We start from the raw sequence: 22,847 nt of genomic DNA, 5'->3' as shown, positions 1-22,847 counted from the left end.
ACTGTCAGCGCTCCGCGAGGAACGCGCTGTCGACCAACTGGCGGGGCGACCGGGCGCCACCGAGGCTCTTCGCCTGGTACATGGCCGCGTCGGCGCGGCTGAGCGCGTCGGTGAGCTGGGCCGGGCCGGTCACCGGGGCGAGCCCGACGGAGGCGGTGACCCGTACGCTGCACCCGCTCAACCGGATCGGCGCGGCGACGGTCTCGGCGAGCCGGCGGGTGGAGTGATCGATCCAGCGCCGGTCGACGGTGGGGCTGGAGAGCAGGCCGGCGAACTCGTCGCCGCCGAGGCGGGCGACGAGATTGTCACCGGCGAAGCCGGCGAGCCGTTCGGCCACGCTGATCAGCACCTGGTCGCCGGCGGCGTGCCCGTACCGGTCGTTGATCTGCTTGAAGTCGTCCAGGTCGAGCACCACGGCGATCAGCGGCTGGCCGGCGGCGTCGGTGAGTAGGGCGGCTGCCAGGCGGTAGAAGGCGCGGCGATTGGGCAGCCCGGTGAGCGGGTCGTGACTGGCGGCGTGCCGTTCGGCGGCCAGCTCTGCCTGGAGGTGGCTGATCTCGGCCTCGGCGCGCACCGCCCGTCGGCGTAGTTGCCAGGAGGAGAGCAGCGCGCCGGCTGCGCAGACGCCGGAGGCGACACTCATCGGATCCGGCACGAACCCTCCCATCGCCGCGACCGCCTCCAGCCTTCGGTTGACGCGGCGCGCCGCGTCGGGCCCAGTTTTGCCTGATCGTCGCCCGTCTGGGGGTAACACAAAGTGAACGGATGGGCACCGATCATGTGCGTTATCATACTCGCCGTCGGGTGCAGATGCAATAGCAGATGCACGTGCAGAACCGTCCAATGTCGATACCGCACCCCCTCGCCGTTACCGCTCCTCCCACGGCCACCGGCGGGCTCGTAACAGAAAGACGCCTTCATGCAGCAGCCACCCAATGGCGTACCGATCCACCAGTTGCCTCCGCTGAGCTGGCAGAAGAGTCGCCGCAGCAACCCCAGCGGCAACTGCGTCGAACTGGCCGAACTGCCCGAGGGAGCGGGCATCGCGGTCCGGAACTCACGACACCCGGAGGGGCCGGCGCTGATCTACACGGTCGACGAGATCGCCGCCTTCGTTCTCGGTGCGCGGGACGGAGATTTCGACCATCTGATCAACTGACCGGCCGGGGGTGGGTCGTCCCGGCGACGGGACCGATTCACCGGCGCGGAGGAGTTCACCTCACTGTCGGTCCATGGCATGCTTACACGTCGGCCGGGCCGGGGCGCCCGGCCGTCGTGGGTCGGTGTCCGGAGGTCCGCACGTGACGATGGTTCCCGCCGAGGGTGGCCCGACAACCGGGCCGACCGTGCTGCGCATGCTGCTCGGCGCTCAACTGCGTCGTCTGCGGGAGTCCAGCGGGGTGACCCGGGAGGGCGCCGGCTGGGAGATCCGCTCCTCCGAATCCAAGATCAGTCGAATGGAGCTGGGCCGGGTCGGCTTCAAGGAGCGCGACGTCGCCGACCTGTTGACGCTCTACGGCGTCACCGAGGAACACGAGCGTGACGCGCTGCTCAAGCTCGCGCGGGACGCGAACAGCCCCGGCTGGTGGCACCGCTACGGCGACGTGCTGCCGTCCTGGTTCCAGTCGTACCTGGGCCTGGAGGCCGCCGCCGCACTGATCCGCAGCTACGAGGTGCAGTTCGTGCCCGGCCTCCTGCAGACCCGGGAGTACGCCCGGGCGGTCGTGCTGCTCGGGCACGGCGCGGCCGGCCCGGGTGAGATCGACAGGCGTGTCGCGCTGCGGATGCAGCGTCAGCAGTTGCTCCAGCGGAGCAATCCGCCGCAGCTCTGGGCCGTGGTGGACGAGGCGGCGCTGCGCCGACCCATCGGCGGTGCCGAGGTCATGCGGGGCCAGCTCACCGCGCTCATCGAGGCGACCAAGTCGCCGCACATCCGGCTCCAGGTCATTCCATTCGCCGCCGGTGGCCACGCCGCCGCTGGTGGCGCCTTCACCATCCTGCGCTTCGGCGACCAGGAGCTTCCCGACATCGTCTACATCGAACAGCTCACCAGCGCCATCTACCTCGACAAGCGCGACGACCTGGACTACTACGCGGTGGCCATGGAGCGGCTCTGCGTCGAGGCCGAGCCGCCGGAGCGTACGGCGGAGATCCTCAGCCGCCTTCTGGACGACACCTACCCGGCCTGACTCTCGACCGCGCCGGCCCCACAGGGCGGATTCTCAGCTGACGTATTGACCGACGCGGACCCGTCGGGCTAGTCTCTGTATCGATACAGACTGAATCGATGCAGAGGGGTGCCGGTGAAGCCAACACTGCAAGCCGTGGCCGACGCCGTGGGCGTCTCCCGCAGCACGGTGTCCAACGCCTACAGCCGCCCCGACCAGCTCTCCGCAGCCCTGCGCGAGCGGATCCTGGACGCCGCCCGGCAACTCGGATACCCCGGCCCCAACCCCACCGCGCGCTCCCTGCGCCGGGGCTTCGTCGGGTCGATCGGAGTGCTGTTCACCTCGCAACTGTCGTACGCCTTCACCGACCCGTTCGCGGTCCGCTTCCTCGCCGGTGTCGGCGCGGCCGCCGAGCGGCACGGCACGAGCATGCTGCTGGTGCCGCTGCCTCCGGCGGTGACCGACGCCCGGCGGGCCGTGGAGAACGCCGCCGTCGACGGGTTCTGCGTCTACTGCGTCGCCGACGAGGAATGGGCGCTGGACGTGATCCGCCAACGTGGGCTGCCGTTCGTCAGCACGGCCGCCCGCGACGACGCCGGCGCCGACGAGCGGTTCGTCGGCATCGACGAGCGGGCCGCCGCGCGCAGCGTCGCCGCGCACGTCGCCGGGCTCGGGCACCGTCGGGTTGCGCTGCTCGCCGACTCCGTGCTGCCGGACGCGCCGCCCGGCCCGCTCAGCCTGGCCGGGGTCGACCAGGTGCCGCATCCGACCACCCGAGGTCGGCTCAGCGGGTTCGCCGACGCCTTCGCCGAGGTCGGCGTCGACTGGGCCGAGCTGACAGTGGTCAACGTCCCCGGCAACAGCCGCCCGGCGGCGGCCACCGTCGTCGCCGGGCTGTTCGACCAACCCGCGCCACCGACGGCCGTGCTGGCCGGCTCCGACGTCCTCGCGCTCGGCGTGCTCGACGCCCTGGCCGCACGACCGGCGCATGACCGTCCCACCGTCTCGGTGACCGGCTTCGACGACATCCCCGGGGCCGCCGCGGCCGGCCTCACCACCGTCCGGCAACCGGCCGAGGAGAAGGGCCGGATCGCCGCCGAACTGTTGCTCGACCCGCCCGCGGACGCCGCGGCCGGTCACGTGTTGCTGCCCACCGCACTCGTCGTCCGGGGCTCCACCGGACCTGTCCCGAGGAGTTGACCATGGAACTTCCCACCGGATACATCACCGCCCTCGACGCCATGAACCGGCACGTCAACTCGGCCCGACCGGACGCTCCGGTCCAGGTCGAACACCCCCGCCGGGCCCTGCTCGCCCCGACCCGGCAGGTCACCGCCCTCGCCCTGCGCCGGCTCGCCGACCGCATCCAGCCGCGACCGCTGCCCAGCACCCCGCGCTGCTCCTGACCCGCACCAATCCCATTCCGGTACGCACGGGACGAACAGTGTGGGGCCGGGCACGGAGAGTGGTCGAGGGCGGCGTTGCCAGGCAGACTGGTGAAGCCATGTCACCGCTCATGCCCACTCTCCGCCTCCACGACCGCTACGTACTGCACGAGCGGATCGGTCTCGGTGGCATGTCCGAGGTGTGGCGAGGCGACGACGAGGTGCTCGGACGGCCGGTCGCGATCAAGGTGCTCGCCGGGCAGTTCGCCACCGACCCACAGCTGCGGGCCACCATCCAACGCGAGGCCCGCGCGGCCGCCCGGCTGACCCACCCACACGTCACCCAGGTGTACGACTACGCCGAGGCGACCCTGGCCGGCGGCGTCGTGGTCCCGTACCTGGTGATGGAGCTTGTCGACGGTCACAACCTGGCCGACCGGCTCCGGTCCGGGCCGCTGCCCTGGCCGGAGGCGGTCCGGGTGGCCGGGCAGATCGCCGCCGCGCTGGCCGCCGCGCACCGCATCGGCGTCGTGCACCGCGACGTCAAGCCCGGCAACGTCATGCTCACCGACACCGGCGCCAAGGTGCTCGACTTCGGCATCGCCGCGCTCGGCGGCCTCGACAGCCAGTCCGGCGAACCGCTGATGGGCACCCCCGCCTACTTCGCCCCGGAACGGCTGACCGCAGGCCCGCCCGACCCGGCGAGCGACGTGTACGCCCTCGGCGCACTGCTCTACCGCACCCTCACCGGGCGGGCGCCACTGCCCGTGCAGAGCTGGGAGGACGCGCTGGAGGTGCACCGGCGGGGCACCCCGGTGCCGCCGCTGCGGGTGCCCGGCCTCCCCGCCGACATCGCCGAGCTGACCGTCGCCTGCCTGGCCGCCAACCCGGCAGACCGGCCGAGCGCCGCGCACCTGGCCCGCCGGTTCGGCGCCGGTCAGCCGGTGGAGCCACCCACCGAGCTGCTGCGCATCCGGCCAGCCGCCCACCCGCCCACCCTGATCGACAGGTCGGTGGCCGCCCGCCCCGTCCCGGTTGCCGCCCCGCCGGCCCGACGCCGAACGCGTCGGCCTCTCGCCGCGCTCGTCGCCGCCGTGCTCGCCGTACTGGTCGGCGTCGGCGCCCTGCTCGTGGAGAATCCGCTCGGCAGGCCGGGCACCCCGGACCCAGCCGAGGTCGCCGACGCACCGTCGACCTCCGCCCCGGCGGCGCCCACGCCCACGACACTCTCGCCGACGCCGGCCGCACCTCCCTCGCCCTCTGCCACCAGCACCGCGCCCCCGAGCGTCGGGCAGCAGATACCGGTCAGCTTCCGGGAGGTGAGCAGCGAGTTCGCCGCCGTCCTGGCCACCGCCGTCGCCCGCGGCGACGTCGACCCGAGGACCGCCGAGGATCTGCGTGACGACCTCGCCGACCTCGACCGCCGCACCCGGGACCGCGCCAAGCGCGTCGCCGACCTGCGGGACCACATCGCCGAGCTGGTGCGGCGGGACCGCCTACCAGCGCAGACGGGCGCGAAACTGGACGCTCTGCTCAGCCGGGCCGGCAGCTTCTCCACCGGCCGTACGGACGACTGATACTCCCGTCAATACCGCTGGCATGATGTCCCGATGCGGACACGTCTGATCTTCGTGCGACACGGCGAGTCGGTCCACCAGCTCGAAGGAATCGTCGGTGGGCCGCGTGGCTGTCGGGGCCTCACCGCCCTCGGCCACGAGCAGGCCCACAACCTGGCCAACCGGCTCACCGGGGAGGTCGCCGCCGACGGACCGGTGGCGGTCTACTCGTCCGTGCTGCGCAGGGCGGTCGAGACCGCGCAACCGATCGGCGCGGCGTTGGGCGTCCGGCCGGTGGCCGACTGTGGTCTCTGCACCTGGCACACACCTCCGTACGCCGACGGCCTGCCGACCGCCCTCTTCCGCACCGACCACGCGGTGCCAGGTGGCGGCGTGTTCCGACCATTCGAGGAGGGCAACGAGAGCTGGGCCGAACTGGTGGTCCGCGTCAGCCGCGCCATCATGGAGATCGCCCACCGGCACCGGGGCTCCACTGTGATCCTGGTCGGTCACAGCGAGACAGTCGAGGGCGGGTTCCACGCGCTCGCGGCGCAGCCGGTCTTCCGGGCGTTCGACCTGGACGTGCCCCCGGCCTCGATCACCGAATGGACCACCGACCACGACCCGGGCGGTTGGCCGCCGGCCCGCTGGACGCTGCGCCGCTTCGCCGACACCGCCGGGTGGCCCAGAGGGTGACCCAGGCCATGCCGTGCGCGACCAGCTCAGGCCCGGCGCCGCGGCTATTCGGCGGCCAGGATCTGCTCGCGCAGGATCTCCGCGTGCCCGCAGTGCTGGGCGAACTCGCGCAGCACGTGCAGGTAGACCCAGCGCAGCGGCAGCGGCCCGCGCCGGTTGCCGCGGAGCAGGTCGTCGAGGCCCAGGCTGGACGTGGCGCGGCGGGAGGCTTCGCAGGCTTCCCGGTGCGCGCGCTGGACGGTGGCGATCGTGTCGGCGTCGTCGAGGATGAACGACTCGTCCGGCGTGGCGGGAATGCCGATCTCCGAGCGGGGTCGACAGGTGACGGCCTCGTCGAACCAGACCTTCTCCACGAACGCGGCGTGCTTCACCAGACCCAGCAGCGTGGTCCGGGACGGCACCAACGACCGGCGCGCCTGCTCCTCGGTCAGCCCGTCCAGGTAGCCGTTGAGCGCCCTGCGGTGCTCGTCGATGAACGCCTCGAACTGCGCCTGAGCTGGCTGGCCGACGACATCATCGGCGAAGGTCGGGGGAAAGGAGGTCATTCCCGAAGCATTCCAAGGTCATCGTCGACGCGCAAACACCATTGCTCAGCCGAAGGAGATCAGAGCGCCGCGCTCGTCGAAGCGGGCGGTGCCCGCCCACGCGATCTCCCAGCGGTTACCCTCCGGGTCGGCGATGTAGCCGGAGCGCCCGCCCCAGGACCGGTCGGTCGGCTCCGCCACCACCGTCGCGCCCGCCGCGACGGCCGCTTCGAACGCCGTGTCGACCTCGTCGCGGCTGTCGACGTTGCAGGCCAGGGTGACCCCCGACCAGCCACCGGCCGGCGCGGGCACGCCCGGCGCCGCCTCGGCGGCCAACTCCGGCAGCGGGTAGAGCGCCAACAGCACACCACCGAGCAGGAAGGCCGACCAGCCGTCGTCACTGGCCGGCAGCTCCGGCCAGCCCAACGACCGGTAGAACGAGCGCAGCGCGGCGATGTCGCGTGCTCCCACTGTGACGACGGACAGTCGGGAGGGGATGGTGCTCATGGGCCGATCCTGCCCGAGACGTACGACAGGTGCCAGGCGTCGCCGTTCAGTCTGCGCGGCCGGAGAAATGGTCGGCGAGCACCGGTGCCAGCACCTCATCAGAAACGCCGTGCCACTCGCCGGGCAGCGTCCGGTGCCGCCCAGCTGGCAACGCTTCGGCCACCCCCTGTGCCCAGCCGTGCAGCCGTGCATCGCTCTGCGCGCTGTCGAGCACCAACGTCGGGATCGTGAGTGTGGTCAGTGCCTCGGCAGGTAGGGCCGTGAGCAGGGTGAGGTCGTACACCAGAGTGTGCGCCAGGGCCTCCATGGCCGGCCAGCCCGGCCCGTCGCGCATCCCGTCGACGAACTCCGCGGGCACACCGATGCTGCGCTGGAAATGCAGCATCGCATCGCCCGGGCGGCCGGCGGCGACCAGCTCGGTGATGTCCGCGGCCAGGCCCGGATCGTCCGTCGACTGCTCGTCCTGCGCGAACGGCGGCTCCAGCAGGGCCAGCCGGGTGACCGACAGGCCGCCGGCCGCGGCGAGTAGCGCCAGCACCGCCCCGGAGGAGAAACCGTAGAGGGCTGCCGAACCGCCGGACGGGCCCTCGATCAGGGCCCGTAGATCCTCCACCTCCCGCTGCGGCGCGTACGGCGACGTGTCGGAGCTCTGCCCCCGGCCCCGCCGGTCATAGGTCAGCACAGTGAACTCCTCGGCCAGGTGGGCCGCCAGCGACCTCATCGGGCCCATCTCGCGGAACCCGCCAGCCGCATCCACCAGGATCACCGCGGGACCGGCGCCGCTGCGCTCGTAGGCGATGATGGTGCCGTCCGCCGAGCGGACCGTGCCGGTCGTCGCCGCCTCGGCCATGCGCTCCTCCTCGTGTCGATGACACTGCCCCACGCTAGGGGATGGGTCCGACGTCGACTGCCCAGTCAGCCGACGCTGACGGTGACCGACTCGCCCGGGTCGGTGCCCGCGCGGGCGTACACCTCGCCGTCCGGCGTCCAGACGCCCGACCGCCCTGCCGCCTCGGTGTAGCCACCGCCGGTCGACCCGGCGAAACTCGCCGTCGCCACCCAGACCCGGTGCGTGGTGGCGACCCGGTGCGCCCGCTGGTCCACCACGGCGGCGTCGCGCGCCAACTCCAGGACGCCCGCCGCGTACACGTCGATCCCGAGCGCGGCCGTCCGGTCCGCGTGCGCGGCCACGCCGGTGTCCTTGCAGATCGCCAGCCCCACCCGCCAACCGTCCACATCGAGCACGACCGGCGCGTCGCCGGGCCGGAAGCGACGGGCCTCCGCGTCCCCCAACCACATCTTCCGGTACGCCACCGTCGCACCGCCGCCGGTCACCGCCAGCATCGCGATGTGGTCGCCCGCGATCGGCGCACCGGCCAGGGCCAACGCGCCAGTCTCGGCGCACGCCTCGACCAGCGGCGCCAACCGCGGGTCGTCGACCGACACGACCGGCGCTTCCAACTCGTACCCGGTCAGCGACAGCTCCGGAAAGACCACCAACCGGGCGCGCGCCGCGCGGACCGCGGCGGCGTGCGCCCGCGCGTTCGCCGCGACATCCAGGGGTACGCACGGCGGCTGCACCACCGCGAGCCGCAGCGGGGTGCGGCTTTCCGCACCCCCACCGGTGTGGTCGACCCGCGCGGCCGGGCGGTCGGCCTCATGGTCGACTCTCAGGATGACTTCGTAACGTGGGCGCATGATTCGAACGTCCCACGCCGTGTTCGCCACCGGAACCCCCGCCGCCGCAGCGGAACCACCGCAGGACGGGATCGTCGGCTACGTCACTGACCTGGTGGAACGACTCGGCGGGCCGGGCGCCGGCCTGGCGGTGGCGTTGGAGAACCTCTTCCCGCCGATCCCCAGCGAGGTGATCCTGCCGCTGGCCGGCTTCGTCGCCGCCCAGGGTCGGATGAGTCTGGTCGGTGCGATCTTCTGGACCACGCTGGGTTCGGTGCTGGGCGCGCTCGCGCTGTACCTGATCGGCGCGGCGCTGGGGCGCGACCGGATGCGCGCCATCGTCTCCCGACTCCCACTGGTGAAGCTCAGCGACGTGGACCGGACCGAGGCGTGGTTCCTGCGGCACGGCGTGAAGGCCGTCTTCTTCGGCCGGATGATCCCGATCTTCCGGAGCCTGATCTCCATCCCGGCCGGCGTGGAGCGGATGCCGGTGACCACGTTCCTGCTCTACACCACGCTGGGCAGCCTGATCTGGAACACCACCTTCGTGCTCGCCGGCTACCTGCTGGGCGACAACTGGCACCTCGTCGAGGGGTACGTCGGCACGCTGCAGAAAGTGGTGATTGTGGTCTGCGTGGCGGCAGCCGCCTGGTTCGTCGGGTCCCGCGTGTTGAAGGCCCGTCGCGCCGCGCGGAACCCCGAGCCGACCGAACCCGAGCAGAGCGCACTGAACGCGATGCCCGATCCGGGCGGTCGCGGCACCCTCTACCGAAGCGGATCGTGGGCCTCCGACGAGCGCTAGTCGACCCCTCTCTGGTTTCCTTTGCTCTGCTTCACCCCAGGCGTCACCCGAGGTCGCCTGCGGGCGTGTCACCTGACGCGGGGCAAGGGGTAGCAGGCGCGGTGCGGAAAGGTGGGCGAGGTGGTGGGGGAACGGCGAACCGGCGGGTGGTGGGGCCGGCTCCGGCTACCGGTCGGCGTCGCCATCGGAATCGCGACGGCCGCCGTCGAGCTCGCCTTCCTCGCCGTCGCGGCCGCCGCGTTCAGCGTGCGCGTGTTCGCGCCCGCGGCCAGCCGTCGGGTCGCTGCCCTGACCGGCAGGTACGGAGGGCTCCTGGTGCGGATGGAACATCGCCGCCTCACCAGGCTGCTCGCCGCAGCGGATCTGCCCGCGCCGAACGCTGTGACGACCCGCCGGCAGGTCGGCTACCTGGCCGCCCGACTGCTACCCGGCACACTCGGCCTGCTGGCGTACGCCGTGCTCGGCGTCGGCGTGGTGCTGGCCGGGATCGTGCTGAGCGCGGCGGTGCGCGGAGAGCTGACAGTGCTCGACACCCTGTCCCAGATCGCCGTGGGGGCGGTGCTGCTACTGCTCAACGTCCAGGCCGTAGCCAGCATCGCCGCGCTGGACATCCGGCTGGCGCGACGCCTGCTCGGCCAGGGAAGTCGTGCGGAGCTGACCCGGCGGGTCCACGAGCTGACCACCAGTCGGGCCGGGGTCATCGCCGCGATCGACGCCGAACGGCAGCGCATCGAACGCGACCTGCACGACGGCCTCCAACAGCGGCTGGTCGCCCTCGGCATGCTGCTCGGCCGGGCCCGGCGTGCGCGCGACGCCGACCGCACGCACGCGCTGCTCACCCAGGCACACGAGGACGTGCAGCGGGCCATCGAGGAGTTGCGCGAGGTCGCGTGGCGGGTCTACCCGTCGGCACTGGACGGCAATGATCTGGGCGAGGTGCTGGCCATCGTCGCCCGCGGCGCCGCGGTGCCGGTGCGGATCCGCTGCGACCTGCCGGTCCGCCCCGACCGGCAGGTCGAGACGGTGCTGTACTTCGTGGCCTGCGAGGCGCTCACCAACGCCGCGAAACACGCCGCCGCTACCCTGGTCACGGTCGATATCGGGGTACAGGATGGGTGGATCCGGATGCGCGTGCACGACGACGGCGTCGGCGGGGCGGAACCGACCGGGCGCGGGTTGTCCGGGCTGGCACGGCGGGTCGCCGCACTGGACGGCCGGCTGCTGGTGACCAGCCCGACCGGCGGTCCGACGACAGTGCTGGCCGAGTTGCCGTGCGACTAGTCCTCGCCGAAGACTCGACGCTGCTCCGGGAGGGCCTGACGCGGTTGCTCGCCGACGAGGACCACGAGGTGCTCGCGGCGGTCGGGACCGCTGACCAGCTCGTCGAGGCGGTCGGCCGATCCCGTCCCGACGTGGTCGTCACCGATGTCCGGATGCCACCCACCCACACCGATGATGGGCTGCGGGCCGCCCTGGAGATCCGTCGTCGGTGGCCCGACACCGGCGTCCTCGTACTCTCCCAGTACGTGGAGCGGCGGTACGCGGGGCGGCTGCTCGCAGACCGCCCCGAGGGGGTCGGCTACCTGCTCAAGGACCGGGTCGCCCAGGTGGACGACTTCCTCGACGCCCTCGACCGGGTCGCCGCCGGAGGCACCGCCCTCGATCCGGAGGTGGTCCGTCAGGTGGTGGCCGGCTCGGAACGGCAAGACCCGTTCGGTCGGCTCACACCCCGGGAACGGGACGTACTGCACGAGATGGCCCAGGGGCACACGAATCTCGCCATCGCCCAGCGGCTGCACGTGTCGCAGAGCGCGGTCGAGAAGCATGTCAACGCCATCTTCGACAAACTCGACCTCGCTCATACCACCGGCTACAGCCGGCGAATCCTCGCGGTGCTGCGCTATTTGGGCACCTGACCCACCGAGAATCGAAGGCCGGGCACGCGCGGGCGGGGCCGGCGATGATCGACTCGGGTTCCTTGATGTCGGGGTGTCCTGGCGTCCGGGATGCCCCGACTTCCGTGAACCCGAGTGGATCACCCCGGTGAGGGGTGGATTGGCACCGTAGGCCGCGTGTCCGTGTGGGCGGTTTGGCCGCTGGTGGGCGGTGTGGGTTGTGACCGGGTGCACCGGTGGGCTGGAATCGTGGGCGGGCGGGGGTCGTTACATACCCTGACGATCGCAGCACCACGACCCGCCGCCCGCCTCGTATGGGGTTGGGATGCAGGTCCGGCGGGTTGGAATGCCGACCCGCGCGCGGTCGTTACACTCCCCACGACCGGCCGCAGGCACCGCCACCACGAGGGTGCCGATGGATGGGCCACCCCCGGAATGACCCCGGTCCGCCGGTCGTTACACAGGGTCCCGGCGCCACGAGCCCCCGGCTCGCGAGGTCGCCGACCCCCCAGACTTTTCCCCTTTGTTTTGTTGCAGCGCCGGACGAGGTGCTCACACCCTGCCGCTGTTCCCCCTTGGTGGTTCGGGTGTTCCTACCCCCGAAGGAGCTACCCCCATGAACACGATCTTCCGTAAGAGCATGCTGTCTGTTGCTGGTCTCGCGTTCGCCGGTGGTGTGTTCGCCGGTCCGATCGCCGCCCACGCCGCCACCCCGGTCGATGCCAAGCCCGTCGCCGTGGCCGTGCAGACCAACGCGCCGAAGCCGCAGGGCGACCAGTCCCACATCAGCCTCAACGACGAGCAGACCGCCAACGTCAAGGCCATCATCGCCGCCACGAAGAAGGCCGGCCTCCCCGAGCGGGCCGCGGTGATCTCGATCGCGACGAGCCTGCAGGAGTCGAAGCTGGAGAACCTCGGCCACCTCGGCGACATGAACGACCACGACTCGCTGGGCCTGTTCCAGCAGCGCCCCTCCAGTGGTTGGGGCACCCCGGAACAGATCACCGACCCGGAGTACTCGACGACCGCGTTCCTCAAGGGTCTGAAGCAGGTCGACGGGTGGCAGGACATGGCCCTGACCGACGCCGCGCAGACCGTCCAGGTCTCCGCCTACCCGGACGCCTACGCCCAGTGGGAGCAGCAGGCCACCGACCTGGTCGCCCAGCACTGGAACAGCTGACCCACACCACAGCACCACCGCACCACCGCAGAACAGCAGAACAGCAGAACAGCAGAACAGCAGAACAGCAGAACAGCAGAACAGCAGAACAGCAGAACAGCAGAACACCGACCGCTGGCCGGCACCCGCAACCCGGGGTGCCGGCCAGCGGCGTTTCCACGTCGGTGCAGCGGGCACATGGCGCGGGCCGCCAACAGCGGATGCCGTGCACGCCGACGCCGACGGGCAAACGGTCTGGTCGGCTGGGTGGCGTGGCGGGTGCGGGAACAACGCCGGGGCAAGGCTGGTTGTGGACAGTGTCGGTGTGACTCAGTGTCCCCGGGCCTCACCTAATATCGCCTTCGCGGAATACCGTTCGGCTGGAGCCGCGTCGTGCCACTCGCCGAGAGGCGACCTGCACACCGACACCAGCGCCGCCCCCGGCCCACCGGCCGGGGGCGGCGCTGTCTGTACCTGTCCGTGGGCGGAACAGCGGCACAATGTGCGGGTGACTGACGCACAGCCGTGGTCCGAGCAGCCGGGCGTACTCGTACTCCCCAGTGGGGCGACGGTGCGCGGACGCCGCGTCGCTGCCGCGACCTCGCCCGCCGACTTCGCCGTGCTGCTGGCCCCTGGTCCGGACCCGGCCTGGCCGCACCGGCGGATCCGGTGGCCCGACTTCTGGGTGCCGCTCGACCGCGCCGACGCCCTCGACGCCCTGCGGGAGGCGCTGCGGCGCGCGCACGACGGGGAACGCGTCGAGGTGGCCTGTCGGGGTGGGGTGGGTCGCACCGGAACGGCCCTGGCCGCGCTGGCGATCCTCGACGGTCTGCCGGTGGAGCGGGCGGTGCCGTGGGTTCGGGCCGGCTACCACCCGAAGGCGGTGGAGACCCCCTGGCAGCGGCGCTGGTTGCGCCGCGTCACCTGACCGCCGCCGGACCACCGCCGCTCGTGTCGGCCCGCCCGTGGCGACGCACGCTGGCCTCGGTGTCAGCCGTGGTCGACCACCGCCGGGTCGGTGACGTACTCGCGGAGGTGGGTGGCGGTGAGGGTGTCGCCGGTGGCGACCAGCTCGGCTGGTGTGCCGGTGAAGACGATGCGGCCGCCGTCGTGGCCGGCGCCGGGGCCGAGGTCGATGAGCCAGTCGGCGTGTGCCATGACCGCCTGGTGGTGCTCGATGACGATCACCGTGTTTCCGGCGTCGACCATCCGGTCGAGGAGGGCCAGGAGTTGGTCCACGTCGGCCAGGTGCAGGCCGGTGGTCGGCTCGTCCAGGACGTACGTGGTGGTCTTCTCGGCCAGGTGGATGGCGAGTTTGAGTCGTTGCCGCTCCCCGCCGGACAGGGTGGTCAGTGGCTGGCCGAGGCTGAGGTAGCCAAGCCCGACGTCGACCAGCCGGCCGAGGATGAGGTGCGCCGGACCGCCAGGGAAGAACGCGTACGCCTCGGTGACGGACATGGCCAGCACCTCGCTGATGTTCTTGCCGCGCAGCGTGTAGGTGAGCACCTCGTCGGTGAAGCGTCGCCCTTCGCAGCGTTCGCAGACGCTGGCGACGCCGGCCATCATCGCCAGGTCGGTGTAGATGAGCCCGATCCCCTTGCAGGCCGGGCAGGCGCCCTCGGAGTTGGCGCTGAACAGCGCGGCCTTGACCCCGTTGGCCTTGGCGAAGGCGGTGCGGATCGGGTCGAGCAGCCCGCTGTAGGTGGCCGGGTTGCTGCGTCGGGAGCCACGGATCGGGGACTGGTCGACGATGACGACCCCGGACCGGCCGCGCAGCGAGCCGTGGATCAGTGAGCTCTTGCCGGAACCGGCCACGCCGGTGACCACGGTGAGCACCCCGAGGGGGATGTCCACGTCCACGTCGCGAAGGTTGTGCAGGTCGGCCTGGCGGATGGCGAGTTGCCCGGTGGGCTGGCGTACCGCGTCGCGCACTGTCACCCGGTGGTCCAGGTGTCGCCCGGTGAGGGTGTCGGAGCGGCGCAGGCCGGGGATGTCGCCGGTGAAGCAGATCCGACCGCCGTCGGTGCCGGCGCCCGGTCCGAGGTCGACGACGTGGTCGGCGATGGCGATGGTCTCCGGCTTGTGTTCGACCACCAGCACTGTGTTGCCCTTGTCGCGCAGCCGCAGCAGCAGGTCGTTCATCCGGGCGATGTCGTGCGGGTGCAGGCCGACTGTGGGTTCGTCGAAGACGTACGTGACGTCGGAGAGGCTGGAGCCGAGGTGCCGGACCATCTTCACCCGTTGCGCCTCGCCGCCGGAGAGGGTCGCCGACTCACGGTCCAGGCTGAGGTAGCCCAGGCCGATCTCGACCAGGGAGTCCAGCAGGTCGCGAAGGTTGGCGACGAGCGGCGCGGCCCCGGGGTCGTGGATGCCCTGGACGAAGGTCGCCAGGTCGCTGATCTGCATGGCCGAGCAGTCGGCGATGGTGTGCCCGGCGATCCGCGACGACAGGGCCGCCGCGTTGAGTCGGGTGCCGCCGCAGTCGCCGCAGCTGGTGAAGGTGACGGCCCGGTCGACGAAGGCGCGGATGTGCGGTTGCATCGACTCGCGGTCCTTGGCCAGCAGGAGCCGCTTGACCTTGACCGCCAGGCCTTCGTAGGTCCAGTTGTTGCTGCCCACCTTGATCTTCGTGGGCGGTTTGTGCAGGAAGTCCTCCCACTGTTGCGGGGTGAAGTCCTGGAGTTTGACGTCCGGGTCGAACAGGCCGGAGCCGACGATGGTCTGCCAGTACCAGGAGCCGACGGCGAAGTTGGGCACCGTGATCGCGCCGTCGTTGAGGGAGCGCTCGACGTCCACCAGTTCGTTGACGTCGAGGTCGGAGACCCGGCCCAGCCCTTCGCAGGTGGGGCACATGCCCTCGGGCAGGTTGAAGCTGAACGCCCCGGCGCCGCCGATGGACGGCTGACCCAGTCGGCTGAAGAGGATCCGCAGCATGGCGTACGCGTCGGTGGCGGTGCCGACGGTGGAGCGGGAGTTGACCCCCATCCGCTCCTGGTCGACGACGATGGCCGCGCTGAGGTTGCGCAACGAGTCGACGTCCGGCCGGTTGAGGTTCGGCATGAACGACTGGAGGAACGCGCTGTAGGTCTCGTTGATCATGCGCTGGGACTCGGCGGCGATGGTGCCGAAGACCAGCGACGACTTGCCCGACCCGGAGACACCGGTGAAGACGGTCAACCGGCGTTTGGGGATGTCGACCGAGACGTTGGCGAGATTGTTCTCCCGCGCTCCGCGTACCTCGATCATGTCGTGGCTGTCGGCGGCGGACCATGCTGGCTGCGACATGCGAACCCTTCACGGAATCGTGGCGGGACTTCGCCCGCCGAGCACTGGCGGGTTCCATTGTCTCATTCATCCCCATGTAGAGACTTTCGCCGAGATCCGAGCGCTGGTTCCGGCAGTACGTCCGGGAAAGTCTCAAATCACGTCGTAAGCGGTACGGTGGCTCGCGTGGACGTCGCCTCGAAGGATCGGCTGCGCGCCGTGGACCTGGCGGCCACCGTCGGGATCTCGGTGCAGCAGGTGCGCAACTACGTCGAGTTGGGCGTGCTGCCGCCGGTGCGCCGCACCACGAGCGGCTACCGGATCTTCACCGCCGAGCACGCCCGGGCGCTGACCGTGGCGCGGCGGTTGGCCGAGGGGCACGGCTGGAGTCGTACCCGGGAGATCATGGCGGCGGTGCACCGGGGTGACCTGCCGGCGGCCCTGGCGGCGCTCGACGGCGGCCATGCCGAGCTGGACCGGGAACGCGCCGAGATCCGCCGGGTGCTCGGCGCCTTCGAGACCGTGCTGGCCAGCCCACCGGCGGCCCGACCCGCACCACGCCACGGCGCCCGCATCGGCGAGGTCGCCGCCCTGGTCGGGGTCCGGACCTCGCAGCTGCGGCTGTGGGAGGAGCGCGAGCTGCTGCGGCCGGGCCGCACCCCGGGCACCAACTACCGGGTGTACGACGAGGCGGAGCTACGCGCCGCGCAGGTCATCGCGTTGCTGCGCCGAGGCGCGTACCCGTTCGAGATCATCGCCGCGGTGCTGGGCGAGCTGCGGACCACCGGCAGCGCTGCGCGGGTCCGCGCCGAGCTGGGCCGCCGCGAGCAGGAGCTGCACACCCGCAGCCTGCGTCGGCTGCGGGGGAGTGCCGCCCTGCACGACTACCTGCTCGCTCGGGGCGACGCGAGTTGACCGGCATCCCGTCCCGCCGGGCGATCGTCGTGACTAGGGTCGGGCACATGAGAGCTGCGCTGCTGGCGGCCACGACGTCCGCCGTCCTGCTCGCTCCCGTGCCGGTCGGTGCGACGGGAGCGTCCGCCGCGCCGACGATGCGCTGCCCCCGACTGCCGGCGCCGGCGGCGTCCCGCCCGCCCCGGCCGTCGCCCCCGCCCGCCGTTCCCGCGCAGCGGATGGTCGGCGGCGGGGCGCTCGACACGGCCGGCCTGGTCGTGCCGGCCGGCGTCGCCGCGCCACCGAGGGTCACCGCCACGTCGTGGCTGGTCGCCGACCTGGACAGCGGCCAGGTGCTCGGCGGCTGCGGCCCCCACGAGTACGGCACACCGGCGAGCGTGCAGAAGCTCCTGCTGGCGGCCACGATGCTGCCCAGGCTCGACCCGAAGCAGACGGTCACCGTCACCGACGCTGACATGAACATCGAACCCGGGTCCTCGGCCGTGGGCCTGGTCGCGGGCGGCCGGTACACCATCGAGACGATCTGGCTCGGGTTGCTGCTCAACTCCGGCAACGAGGCCGCCAACGCGCTGGCCCGACTCGGCAGCGGGACGGACAGCGCCGCCGGCGTCCGCGCCATGAACGAGCACGCGCACCACCTCGGCGCGCTCCAGACGCACGCGGTCACCCCGTCCGGGCTGGACGGTAGGGGGCAGTTCACCAGCGCGTACGACCTGGCGCTGATCGCCCGGGCCTGCTTCGCCCAGCCGACCTTCCGGCGGTACGCGCTGACCGAGCAGACGTCGATTCCGGCCCAGCCGGCGCAACGCACCAAGGGCTTCGAGATCCAGAACGAGAACCAGCTCATCTACCGGTACCCGGGGGCGCTCGGCGGCAAGACCGGCTTCACCGACCTGGCCCGGCACACCTACGTGGGTGCGGCGGAACGCGGCGGGCGGCGGCTGGTGGTGACCCTGCTGGGCGCCGAATCGGCACCGGCACGCGGCTGGGAGCAGGGTGCGGCCCTGCTGGACTGGGGTTTCAGGCTGCCCCGGGACGCCGCCGTCGGCCGGCTGGTCGAGCCCGGCGAGCTGACCGCCACCCCGTCGGCGGCGCCGTCCGCGCTGGCGGCACCCGGCGCGCCCCGGCCGGCGGCGGCCAGCGGGCCGGCGCGTACCGGCTCGGGGTGGCTCTGGTCGGTGACCGCGGTGAGCGGCGCGACGGTGGTGGCGTTGTTGGGCGGCCTGCTGTGGCGGCGTCGCCGTCGGATGCCCTGACGGATCGACATCGGGCGCTGCCATCCATAGACTCCGGTCTTTCTGGCACCACCAGTCCAGGAGGATCCCTGTGTCGAGTGAACTCCAACCGCGCCCCGCAGTGGCGGCACCCCGCCGGCCGGTGCGCGCCCTGACCCGCCTCGCGGGGGTGACAGTGCTCGCCGGCGCGCTGGTCGTCGGCGCGTCCGCCACCGCGCTCGCCGCGCCGGGCCCGTCGGCCGACGCGGAGCGCGTCTCCGCCGCGCCGCTGACCGCTGTCGACACCGCCACCCGGCCGCCGCGCACCACCCACGGCCCGTGCGCGTACACCGAGACCCCGGACGAACCCGCGGCCCGGCCGGTGCCGCTGCCGCCCGACCCGCGGCGCACCCCGGCCCGGGGCAGCGTCCGGGTGACAGTGGCGACCAACCACGGTCCGATCGGGTTGACACTGGACCGGGCCGCAGCGCCGTGCACTGTGCAGAGCTTCCTGCACCTGGTCGGCAAGCGCTTCTACGACCGCACCCCGTGCCACCGGCTCACCGCGTACCCGACGCTGAGCGTGCTCCAGTGCGGTGACCCGTCCGGCACCGGCGAGGGCGGCCCGGGCTACCGGTACCGCGACGAGTTGCCGACCGACCTGCCGCCCGCGCCCACCGACCCGACCGGGGAGCGCCGGGTGTACGCCCGTGGCGTGCTGGCCATGGCCAACGCCGGGCCGGACACCAACGGCAGCCAGTTCTTCCTGGTCTACGCCAACTCCGCGCTGCGCCCCAACTACACGATCTTCGGCGAGGTCGACGCGGTCGGCCTGGCCACCCTGGACCGGATCGCCGCCGGGGGAGTGGCGCCGACAGCCGAGGACCCGGCACCGGTCGACGGGGCGCCCGCCCTGCCGGTGACCATCCGCAAGGCCGTCCGCTGGCACCACCACCACTGACCGTACGGCGCGGTGGGTGACCGTCGGTCGCTCACCGCGCCCGCCGGGGGTCGCGCACGCCCCTGGCCGTAATTTCCGGGAACGGACCGGAACCGGTCCAACCGGTTTCCGGCGCGGGTCCGGCCGTCACGCCGAGGCGGGCGACCCGGTCGGCGGGGCGGCGGTGCTGTCCCGAACCACCAATTCGGTGGCGAGTTCCACCCGGGGCGAGTCGATGCCCTCGCCCTGGGCCAGACGCAGCACGGTTCGGGCCGCCAACCGTCCCATCTCGACCAACGGTTGGCGCACGGTGGTCAGCGGCGGTGAGGCCCAGCGGGCTTCCGGCAGGTCGTCGAAACCCACAACGCTCACGTCGTCCGGTACGCGCAGCCCGCGGCGTCGAATGGCCTCGTAGACGCCGAAGGCCATCTGGTCGCTGGCGGCGAAGATGCCGGTCGGCGGGTCGGCGAGGTCGAGCAGCGCCGTCCCGCCGGAGAACCCGGAGGCGTGGTAGAAGTCGCCCGGGTAGATCAGCGCGTCGTCCACCGGCACCCCGGCGGCCTCCAACCCGGCCCGGTAACCGTCGAGCCGCGCCCGGCTGCACAGCAGGTGCGTCGGCCCGGCCACGAAACCGACGCGCCGGTGCCCGATCGCGAGCAGATGTTCGGTCGCGGCGAGCCCACCGGCCCAGTTGGTGGCGCCGATCGTCGGCACGTCCATGGCCGGCACCCCGGCCGGGTCGACGACCACCACCGGCACGTTGAGGCGACGCAGCTGTGCGTGCAGTGGCGGGCTCAGGTGCGAGGTCACGAAGATGACGCCGTCGGTGGCCCGGGTGCGCAGGTTCTGCAGCCACTGCCGGGCCGCGGTGGGCTGCCGGTGGATCGCGGAGACCACAGTGCCGACGCCGGCGCCGTGCCCGACATCCTCCACGCCTCGGATGATCTCCACGGCCCAGGGGCTGTCCAGGTCGTTGAAGACCAGGTCGACGAGACCGGCACGCCGAACGCTGCGGCTGGTGCGACGCCGGTAGCCGTGGTGGCGCAACAACTCCTCGACCCGTTCCCGGGTGTCCGGGGCCACATCGGAGCGACCGTTGAGCACCCGTGACACGGTCGGCACCGACACCCCGGCCTCCCGTGCGATCGCGGTGATGGTCACCCTGCGTCCGTCGTCCGCGCCCACCCGCGTCTCCTTCACCGAGCCGGAGGAACGACCCACAAGGCGTCGCCCACCGTGTGTCCCGAAACGGCGTGCCCGTTCCACGGGTCATCTTGCCTCACCGGCGGGGGTTGACGACATGCCAGACCGACCGAAGCTTCGCTGCATTTGCGGAAAAGTTCCGGAGTATTTTCGGTCACTTTCGCTCGTCGGTGCGGTCGACGGCCCTCGATCGACCCGACTTTCCCGACATCGGGGTTGTCCGGTGGCCGGGGACCTGCCGACTTTCGGCGAACCGGGTGGATCCCGGGATGACGGCACCGGCTGGGCTGATAGACAGGAGTCGTGCGCTACCGCCTGGCCGTCGTGCTCGCGCTCGCCACGCTGCTCGGCGGCTGCTCACGGCCGGAGCCCCGCCCCGCGCCGGCCACGCCGCAGCCGACGTCGGCGAGCCCCACACCCGCGCCGACCCCGTCCACCTCCGTGGCGGCCCCGCTGCCGGGGTTCGTGGTCCTGACCGACAGCGACCCGCGGATCCACGCCGACATCCGGTACGCCACACCGCACAACTTCGTCGGCCGTCCGATCACCGGCTACCGCGAGCCGCTGTGCCTGCTCACCCGGCAGGCGGCCGAGGCGCTGCGCCGCGTACAGGACGCCGCGCTGGCCGGCGGGCACAGCCTCAAGGTGTACGACTGCTACCGCCCCCAACCGGCCGTGGACGACTTCGTCGCCTGGTCGAAGCGCCCCGGTGAGCAACAGACCAAGGCAGAGTTCTACCCGGACCTGGCCAAGAACCGGCTCTTCGCCGACGGTTACATCGGCGCGCCCACCGCGCACAGCCGCGGCAGCACCCTGGACCTGACACTGGTCGACGAGCCCGCCGCCAGCCAACCTCCGTACCGGGTCGGGCAACAGCTGGTCGCCTGCACGGCGCCGCGCGGGCAGCGCTTCCCGGACAACAGCATCGACATGGGTACGGGCTTCGACTGTTTCGACCCCCGGGCACACACCGCCGACCCCCGCATCACCGGGACGGCGCGGGACAACCGTCGGTTGTTGCAGCGGCTGATGACCGACGCCGGGTTCGTGAACTACGACCGTGAGTGGTGGCACTACAGCCTGCGCGACGAGCCGTACCCGGACACGTTCTTCGCAGCGCCGGTCGCCCGCTCCTCGGTCGGCTGACCCGCGGCCCGGCCTCACCGACAGCACCGCCGCCGCCATCCGGCATGATCGTTTCAATGAGCACCGAACGGATCGGCCCCCCGGTTACCGGCGACGAGCGGGAAACCCTGCGCGCCTTCCTCGACTTTCACCGCGCGACGCTGGCCCTCAAGTGCGAGGGTCTCTCCGACGAGGAGCTGCGCCAGCAGTCGATGCCGCCCTCCACGCTGTCCCTGCTCGGTCTGGTACGACACCTGGCCGAGGTGGAGCGCGCCTGGTTCCGGCGGGTCATCGACGGCGAGGACATCGGCCTGGTCTGGTCGGAGACCGGCGACTTCCAGCAGGCGTACGACGCCAGTTCGGCCACCCGCGCCGAGGCGTTCGCCGCCTGGGAGCGGGAGGTCGAGCATGCCCGCCGGATCGAGCGGGCGGCCGCGTCGCTCGACGTGACCGGCCGCAACGTCCGCTCCGGCGAGACCGTGTCACTGCGGCTGGTGATGCTGCACCTGATCCACGAGTACGCCCGGCACAACGGTCACGCCGACTTCCTGCGCGAGGGCATCGACGGGGCCGTCGGCGTCTAGCCCGCCCCATACGACCGGTCAGGTCCAGTAGAGGACCCGGCAGGCCGGGACGCGGGCGGTCAGCTCGGCGGTGAACCAGTCGCGCAGCTCGGCCATCTGCTCACGGGGGTAGACGTACTTCACCGCGCCGAACTTGCCGTGCTTGCGGGTGCGGGACTCCTCGTCCATCTCCAGCCGGGTACGCGGATACCAGCCGAGCAGCACCTCCTTGCTGCCCGGCGTGAACCGGTGGGTGATCAGCTCGGCGGTCAGGTCCAGGTCCGGCACGCCGTCGACCGCCGCGCGGACCTGGTCGAGCAGTTCGCCGTAGCGTTCCCGCCAGTCCGGCAGCGCGATGATCGGCGCGATGGTCAGCCCGACCGGGTAGCCGTCGAGGGCGAGCCGGCGCAGCGCGGCCAGCCGGTCCGGCACCCGGGCGGTGCCGCCCTCGAACCGGTCGCTGACCGGGGCGCAGTTGACGCTGAAGCGGACCCGGGTCCGGCCGGCGTGCGGCAACCCGACGAAGGTGTCCACATCGGCGTACTTGGTGGTCCAGCGCAACTGCACTGGCGCGTCCCAGTCGGCGAAGTGCTGCACCGCGCGCCGCCAGCTGCCGGTCAGGTGTTCCAGGGCGAGCGGATCGGTGTAGCAGGACGCCTCGAAGGTGGTGCCCTCGTCGGCCCGTCGCGCGTTGCGGCTGGTCACCGTCCCCCGCCCGGCGTACGCGGCCAGCCCGGCGAGGATGTCGTCGAGGTCGGCGTACACCCGGGTCACCGGTGGGCCGGACAGTGATCCGGCCAGGTAGCAGTACTGGCAGTGCGCCGGGCAGCCCTCGGCCAGGTCGACCCGCCAGTCGGCGCTGGGCGCGATGGGTTGCAGGACGCGCCGTGAGGGCGGGCTCACCACGATCGCCATCGTCGATTTGGCCCGGGTGTACGTCTCCCGGTCGGTCTGCCCGCGTACCCCGGTGAGCCGGTTGGCGCGCAGGTGTTCCACCTCGATACCGAGCGCCCGCACCCGCTCGACGATCCGTTGGCCGTGCGGGTGGTCGAGTGCGGCGGGGGTGGCCACCACTCGGCTCGGGGTCCAGCGGCGCGCCGACCGGGCCGGCGGCGCGAGGCCGGCCAGGTCGTGGGTCGGCACCCGCTCGCCGCTGGCGTCGTGCGGCGCGGCGGGCACGTCCACGGCGAGCGGCTGGTCGACGTCGACGGCGTCCGGGCTGGTCATCCGGCCGGGGTACCCGTTGCCGCAGGA

General features: G+C 72.1%; 24 protein-coding genes. 16 read left to right on the top strand and 8 right to left on the bottom strand.

What is annotated here, in order from left to right; genetic code table 11:
- Positions 1 to 4: 4 nt before the first annotated feature.
- Positions 5 to 655: a GGDEF domain-containing protein gene (locus OH804_RS14300; RefSeq protein ID WP_196922644.1), complete on the bottom strand. Its 651-nt coding sequence runs from the start codon at positions 653 to 655 to the stop codon at positions 5 to 7.
- A gap of 264 nt (positions 656 to 919) precedes the next feature.
- On the opposite strand from OH804_RS14300, the gene OH804_RS14295 reads away from it, so the two are divergent.
- The 6 genes from OH804_RS14295 (at position 920) to OH804_RS14270 (ending at position 5,805) form a co-directional block, all read left to right on the top strand.
- A complete protein-coding gene (locus tag OH804_RS14295) occupies positions 920 to 1,159 on the top strand; it encodes a DUF397 domain-containing protein (RefSeq protein WP_091406718.1) in 240 nt (79 codons plus the stop codon).
- A gap of 142 nt (positions 1,160 to 1,301) precedes the next feature.
- The gene (locus OH804_RS14290) at positions 1,302 to 2,189 is read left to right on the top strand and encodes a helix-turn-helix transcriptional regulator (RefSeq protein WP_196922645.1); all 888 of its coding nucleotides are present in this window, start codon (positions 1,302 to 1,304) and stop codon (positions 2,187 to 2,189) included.
- A gap of 135 nt (positions 2,190 to 2,324) precedes the next feature.
- Positions 2,325 to 3,368, top strand: coding sequence for a LacI family DNA-binding transcriptional regulator (locus OH804_RS14285; RefSeq protein WP_307788677.1), 1,044 nt, complete (start codon positions 2,325 to 2,327; stop codon positions 3,366 to 3,368).
- Positions 3,369 to 3,370: 2 nt separating this feature from the next.
- Positions 3,371 to 3,574 carry a hypothetical protein gene (locus tag OH804_RS14280; protein ID WP_231392625.1) on the top strand — a complete coding sequence of 68 codons (204 nt, stop codon included), beginning with the start codon at positions 3,371 to 3,373 and terminating at the stop codon, positions 3,572 to 3,574.
- A 98-nt stretch (positions 3,575 to 3,672) separates the two neighbouring features.
- Positions 3,673 to 5,130: a serine/threonine-protein kinase gene (locus OH804_RS14275; RefSeq protein ID WP_406065653.1), complete on the top strand. Its 1,458-nt coding sequence runs from the start codon at positions 3,673 to 3,675 to the stop codon at positions 5,128 to 5,130.
- A 33-nt stretch (positions 5,131 to 5,163) separates the two neighbouring features.
- Positions 5,164 to 5,805, top strand: coding sequence for a histidine phosphatase family protein (locus OH804_RS14270; protein WP_196922649.1), 642 nt, complete (start codon positions 5,164 to 5,166; stop codon positions 5,803 to 5,805).
- 44 nt (positions 5,806 to 5,849) lie between these two features.
- On the opposite strand, the gene OH804_RS14265 is transcribed toward OH804_RS14270, so the two are convergent.
- The 4 genes from OH804_RS14265 to OH804_RS14250 all read right to left on the bottom strand — a co-directional run bounded on the left by OH804_RS14265 (position 5,850) and on the right by OH804_RS14250 (position 8,534).
- Positions 5,850 to 6,350, bottom strand: coding sequence for a DinB family protein (locus OH804_RS14265; protein ID WP_196922650.1), 501 nt, complete (start codon positions 6,348 to 6,350; stop codon positions 5,850 to 5,852).
- 45 nt (positions 6,351 to 6,395) lie between these two features.
- Positions 6,396 to 6,836 carry a VOC family protein gene (locus tag OH804_RS14260; protein ID WP_406065651.1) on the bottom strand — a complete coding sequence of 147 codons (441 nt, stop codon included), beginning with the start codon at positions 6,834 to 6,836 and terminating at the stop codon, positions 6,396 to 6,398.
- Positions 6,837 to 6,882: 46 nt separating this feature from the next.
- A complete protein-coding gene (locus tag OH804_RS14255; protein ID WP_406065649.1) occupies positions 6,883 to 7,686 on the bottom strand; it encodes an alpha/beta fold hydrolase in 804 nt (267 codons plus the stop codon).
- A 65-nt stretch (positions 7,687 to 7,751) separates the two neighbouring features.
- Positions 7,752 to 8,534 (bottom strand): carbon-nitrogen hydrolase family protein, encoded by a 783-nt coding sequence (locus OH804_RS14250; RefSeq protein ID WP_406065647.1) that lies wholly within the window; start codon positions 8,532 to 8,534, stop codon positions 7,752 to 7,754.
- Between OH804_RS14250 and OH804_RS14245 the strand changes: the two genes are divergently transcribed.
- The 5 genes from OH804_RS14245 to OH804_RS14225 all read left to right on the top strand — a co-directional run bounded on the left by OH804_RS14245 (position 8,533) and on the right by OH804_RS14225 (position 13,297).
- Entirely contained in the window at positions 8,533 to 9,315 is a 783-nt protein-coding gene (locus tag OH804_RS14245; RefSeq protein WP_196922654.1) for a DedA family protein, read from the top strand. The two genes, OH804_RS14250 and OH804_RS14245, sit on opposite strands and share 2 nt — an antisense overlap.
- A 111-nt stretch (positions 9,316 to 9,426) precedes the next feature.
- Positions 9,427 to 10,596 carry a sensor histidine kinase gene (locus OH804_RS14240; RefSeq protein ID WP_406065645.1) on the top strand — a complete coding sequence of 390 codons (1,170 nt, stop codon included), beginning with the start codon at positions 9,427 to 9,429 and terminating at the stop codon, positions 10,594 to 10,596.
- Positions 10,587 to 11,231, top strand: coding sequence for a response regulator transcription factor (locus tag OH804_RS14235; protein ID WP_196922655.1), 645 nt, complete (start codon positions 10,587 to 10,589; stop codon positions 11,229 to 11,231). The genes OH804_RS14240 and OH804_RS14235 overlap by 10 nt, the downstream gene beginning before the upstream one ends.
- A 595-nt stretch (positions 11,232 to 11,826) precedes the next feature.
- A complete protein-coding gene (locus tag OH804_RS14230; RefSeq protein WP_406065643.1) occupies positions 11,827 to 12,390 on the top strand; it encodes a hypothetical protein in 564 nt (187 codons plus the stop codon).
- A gap of 487 nt (positions 12,391 to 12,877) precedes the next feature.
- Positions 12,878 to 13,297, top strand: coding sequence for a protein-tyrosine phosphatase family protein (locus OH804_RS14225; RefSeq protein WP_406065641.1), 420 nt, complete (start codon positions 12,878 to 12,880; stop codon positions 13,295 to 13,297).
- A 62-nt stretch (positions 13,298 to 13,359) separates the two neighbouring features.
- Here OH804_RS14225 and OH804_RS14220 read toward each other — a convergent pair whose 3' ends face one another.
- Positions 13,360 to 15,654 carry an ATP-binding cassette domain-containing protein gene (locus tag OH804_RS14220; protein ID WP_406065639.1) on the bottom strand — a complete coding sequence of 765 codons (2,295 nt, stop codon included), beginning with the start codon at positions 15,652 to 15,654 and terminating at the stop codon, positions 13,360 to 13,362.
- A gap of 165 nt (positions 15,655 to 15,819) precedes the next feature.
- Here OH804_RS14220 and OH804_RS14215 point away from each other — a divergent pair, with 165 nt between their 5' ends.
- From OH804_RS14215 to OH804_RS14205, 3 genes are all read left to right on the top strand, one after another.
- Entirely contained in the window at positions 15,820 to 16,548 is a 729-nt protein-coding gene (locus OH804_RS14215) for a MerR family transcriptional regulator (RefSeq protein WP_406065637.1), read from the top strand.
- 47 nt (positions 16,549 to 16,595) lie between these two features.
- On the top strand, positions 16,596 to 17,804 hold the full coding sequence (locus OH804_RS14210; RefSeq protein ID WP_406065635.1) for a D-alanyl-D-alanine carboxypeptidase family protein: 1,209 nt from the start codon (positions 16,596 to 16,598) through the stop codon (positions 17,802 to 17,804).
- Positions 17,805 to 17,874: 70 nt separating this feature from the next.
- The gene (locus tag OH804_RS14205) at positions 17,875 to 18,723 is read left to right on the top strand and encodes a peptidylprolyl isomerase (protein WP_406065633.1); all 849 of its coding nucleotides are present in this window, start codon (positions 17,875 to 17,877) and stop codon (positions 18,721 to 18,723) included.
- A gap of 126 nt (positions 18,724 to 18,849) precedes the next feature.
- On the opposite strand, the gene OH804_RS14200 is transcribed toward OH804_RS14205, so the two are convergent.
- A complete protein-coding gene (locus OH804_RS14200; protein ID WP_196922661.1) occupies positions 18,850 to 19,887 on the bottom strand; it encodes a LacI family DNA-binding transcriptional regulator in 1,038 nt (345 codons plus the stop codon).
- Positions 19,888 to 20,208: 321 nt separating this feature from the next.
- Between OH804_RS14200 and OH804_RS14195 the strand changes: the two genes are divergently transcribed.
- Positions 20,209 to 21,051 (top strand): M15 family metallopeptidase, encoded by an 843-nt coding sequence (locus OH804_RS14195; protein WP_406065631.1) that lies wholly within the window; start codon positions 20,209 to 20,211, stop codon positions 21,049 to 21,051.
- A gap of 56 nt (positions 21,052 to 21,107) precedes the next feature.
- On the top strand, positions 21,108 to 21,614 hold the full coding sequence (locus OH804_RS14190) for a DinB family protein (protein ID WP_406065629.1): 507 nt from the start codon (positions 21,108 to 21,110) through the stop codon (positions 21,612 to 21,614).
- 18 nt (positions 21,615 to 21,632) lie between these two features.
- Here the strand turns inward: OH804_RS14190 and OH804_RS14185 are convergent, their stop codons facing one another.
- Positions 21,633 to 22,820, bottom strand: coding sequence for a spore photoproduct lyase family protein (locus tag OH804_RS14185; protein ID WP_406065627.1), 1,188 nt, complete (start codon positions 22,818 to 22,820; stop codon positions 21,633 to 21,635).
- Between the last annotated feature and the right edge of the window lie 27 nt (positions 22,821 to 22,847).

The organism is Micromonospora sp. NBC_00860 (assembly GCF_045207375.1).
Classification (GTDB): domain Bacteria; phylum Actinomycetota; class Actinomycetes; order Mycobacteriales; family Micromonosporaceae; genus Micromonospora; species Micromonospora vinacea.
This window is presented reverse-complemented; position numbering and strand designations above follow the sequence as displayed.

What these genes read in the sequence shown, in the direction of transcription:
- OH804_RS14295 (WP_091406718.1), top strand. Translation starts at nt 920, where the DNA reads ATGCAGCAGCCACCCAATGGCGTACCGATCCACCAGTTGCCTCCGCTG.
- OH804_RS14280 (WP_231392625.1), top strand. Translation starts at nt 3,371, where the DNA reads ATGGAACTTCCCACCGGATACATCACCGCCCTCGACGCCATGAACCGG.
- OH804_RS14275 (WP_406065653.1), top strand. Translation starts at nt 3,673, where the DNA reads ATGTCACCGCTCATGCCCACTCTCCGCCTCCACGACCGCTACGTACTG.
- OH804_RS14270 (WP_196922649.1), top strand. Translation starts at nt 5,164, where the DNA reads ATGCGGACACGTCTGATCTTCGTGCGACACGGCGAGTCGGTCCACCAG.
- OH804_RS14265 (WP_196922650.1), bottom strand. Translation starts at nt 6,350, where the DNA reads ATGACCTCCTTTCCCCCGACCTTCGCCGATGATGTCGTCGGCCAGCCA.
- OH804_RS14260 (WP_406065651.1), bottom strand. Translation starts at nt 6,836, where the DNA reads ATGAGCACCATCCCCTCCCGACTGTCCGTCGTCACAGTGGGAGCACGC.
- OH804_RS14255 (WP_406065649.1), bottom strand. Translation starts at nt 7,686, where the DNA reads ATGGCCGAGGCGGCGACGACCGGCACGGTCCGCTCGGCGGACGGCACC.
- OH804_RS14245 (WP_196922654.1), top strand. Translation starts at nt 8,533, where the DNA reads ATGATTCGAACGTCCCACGCCGTGTTCGCCACCGGAACCCCCGCCGCC.
- OH804_RS14250 (WP_406065647.1), bottom strand. Translation starts at nt 8,534, where the DNA reads ATGCGCCCACGTTACGAAGTCATCCTGAGAGTCGACCATGAGGCCGAC.
- OH804_RS14230 (WP_406065643.1), top strand. Translation starts at nt 11,827, where the DNA reads ATGAACACGATCTTCCGTAAGAGCATGCTGTCTGTTGCTGGTCTCGCG.
- OH804_RS14220 (WP_406065639.1), bottom strand. Translation starts at nt 15,654, where the DNA reads ATGTCGCAGCCAGCATGGTCCGCCGCCGACAGCCACGACATGATCGAG.
- OH804_RS14210 (WP_406065635.1), top strand. Translation starts at nt 16,596, where the DNA reads ATGAGAGCTGCGCTGCTGGCGGCCACGACGTCCGCCGTCCTGCTCGCT.
- OH804_RS14190 (WP_406065629.1), top strand. Translation starts at nt 21,108, where the DNA reads ATGAGCACCGAACGGATCGGCCCCCCGGTTACCGGCGACGAGCGGGAA.
- OH804_RS14185 (WP_406065627.1), bottom strand. Translation starts at nt 22,820, where the DNA reads ATGACCAGCCCGGACGCCGTCGACGTCGACCAGCCGCTCGCCGTGGAC.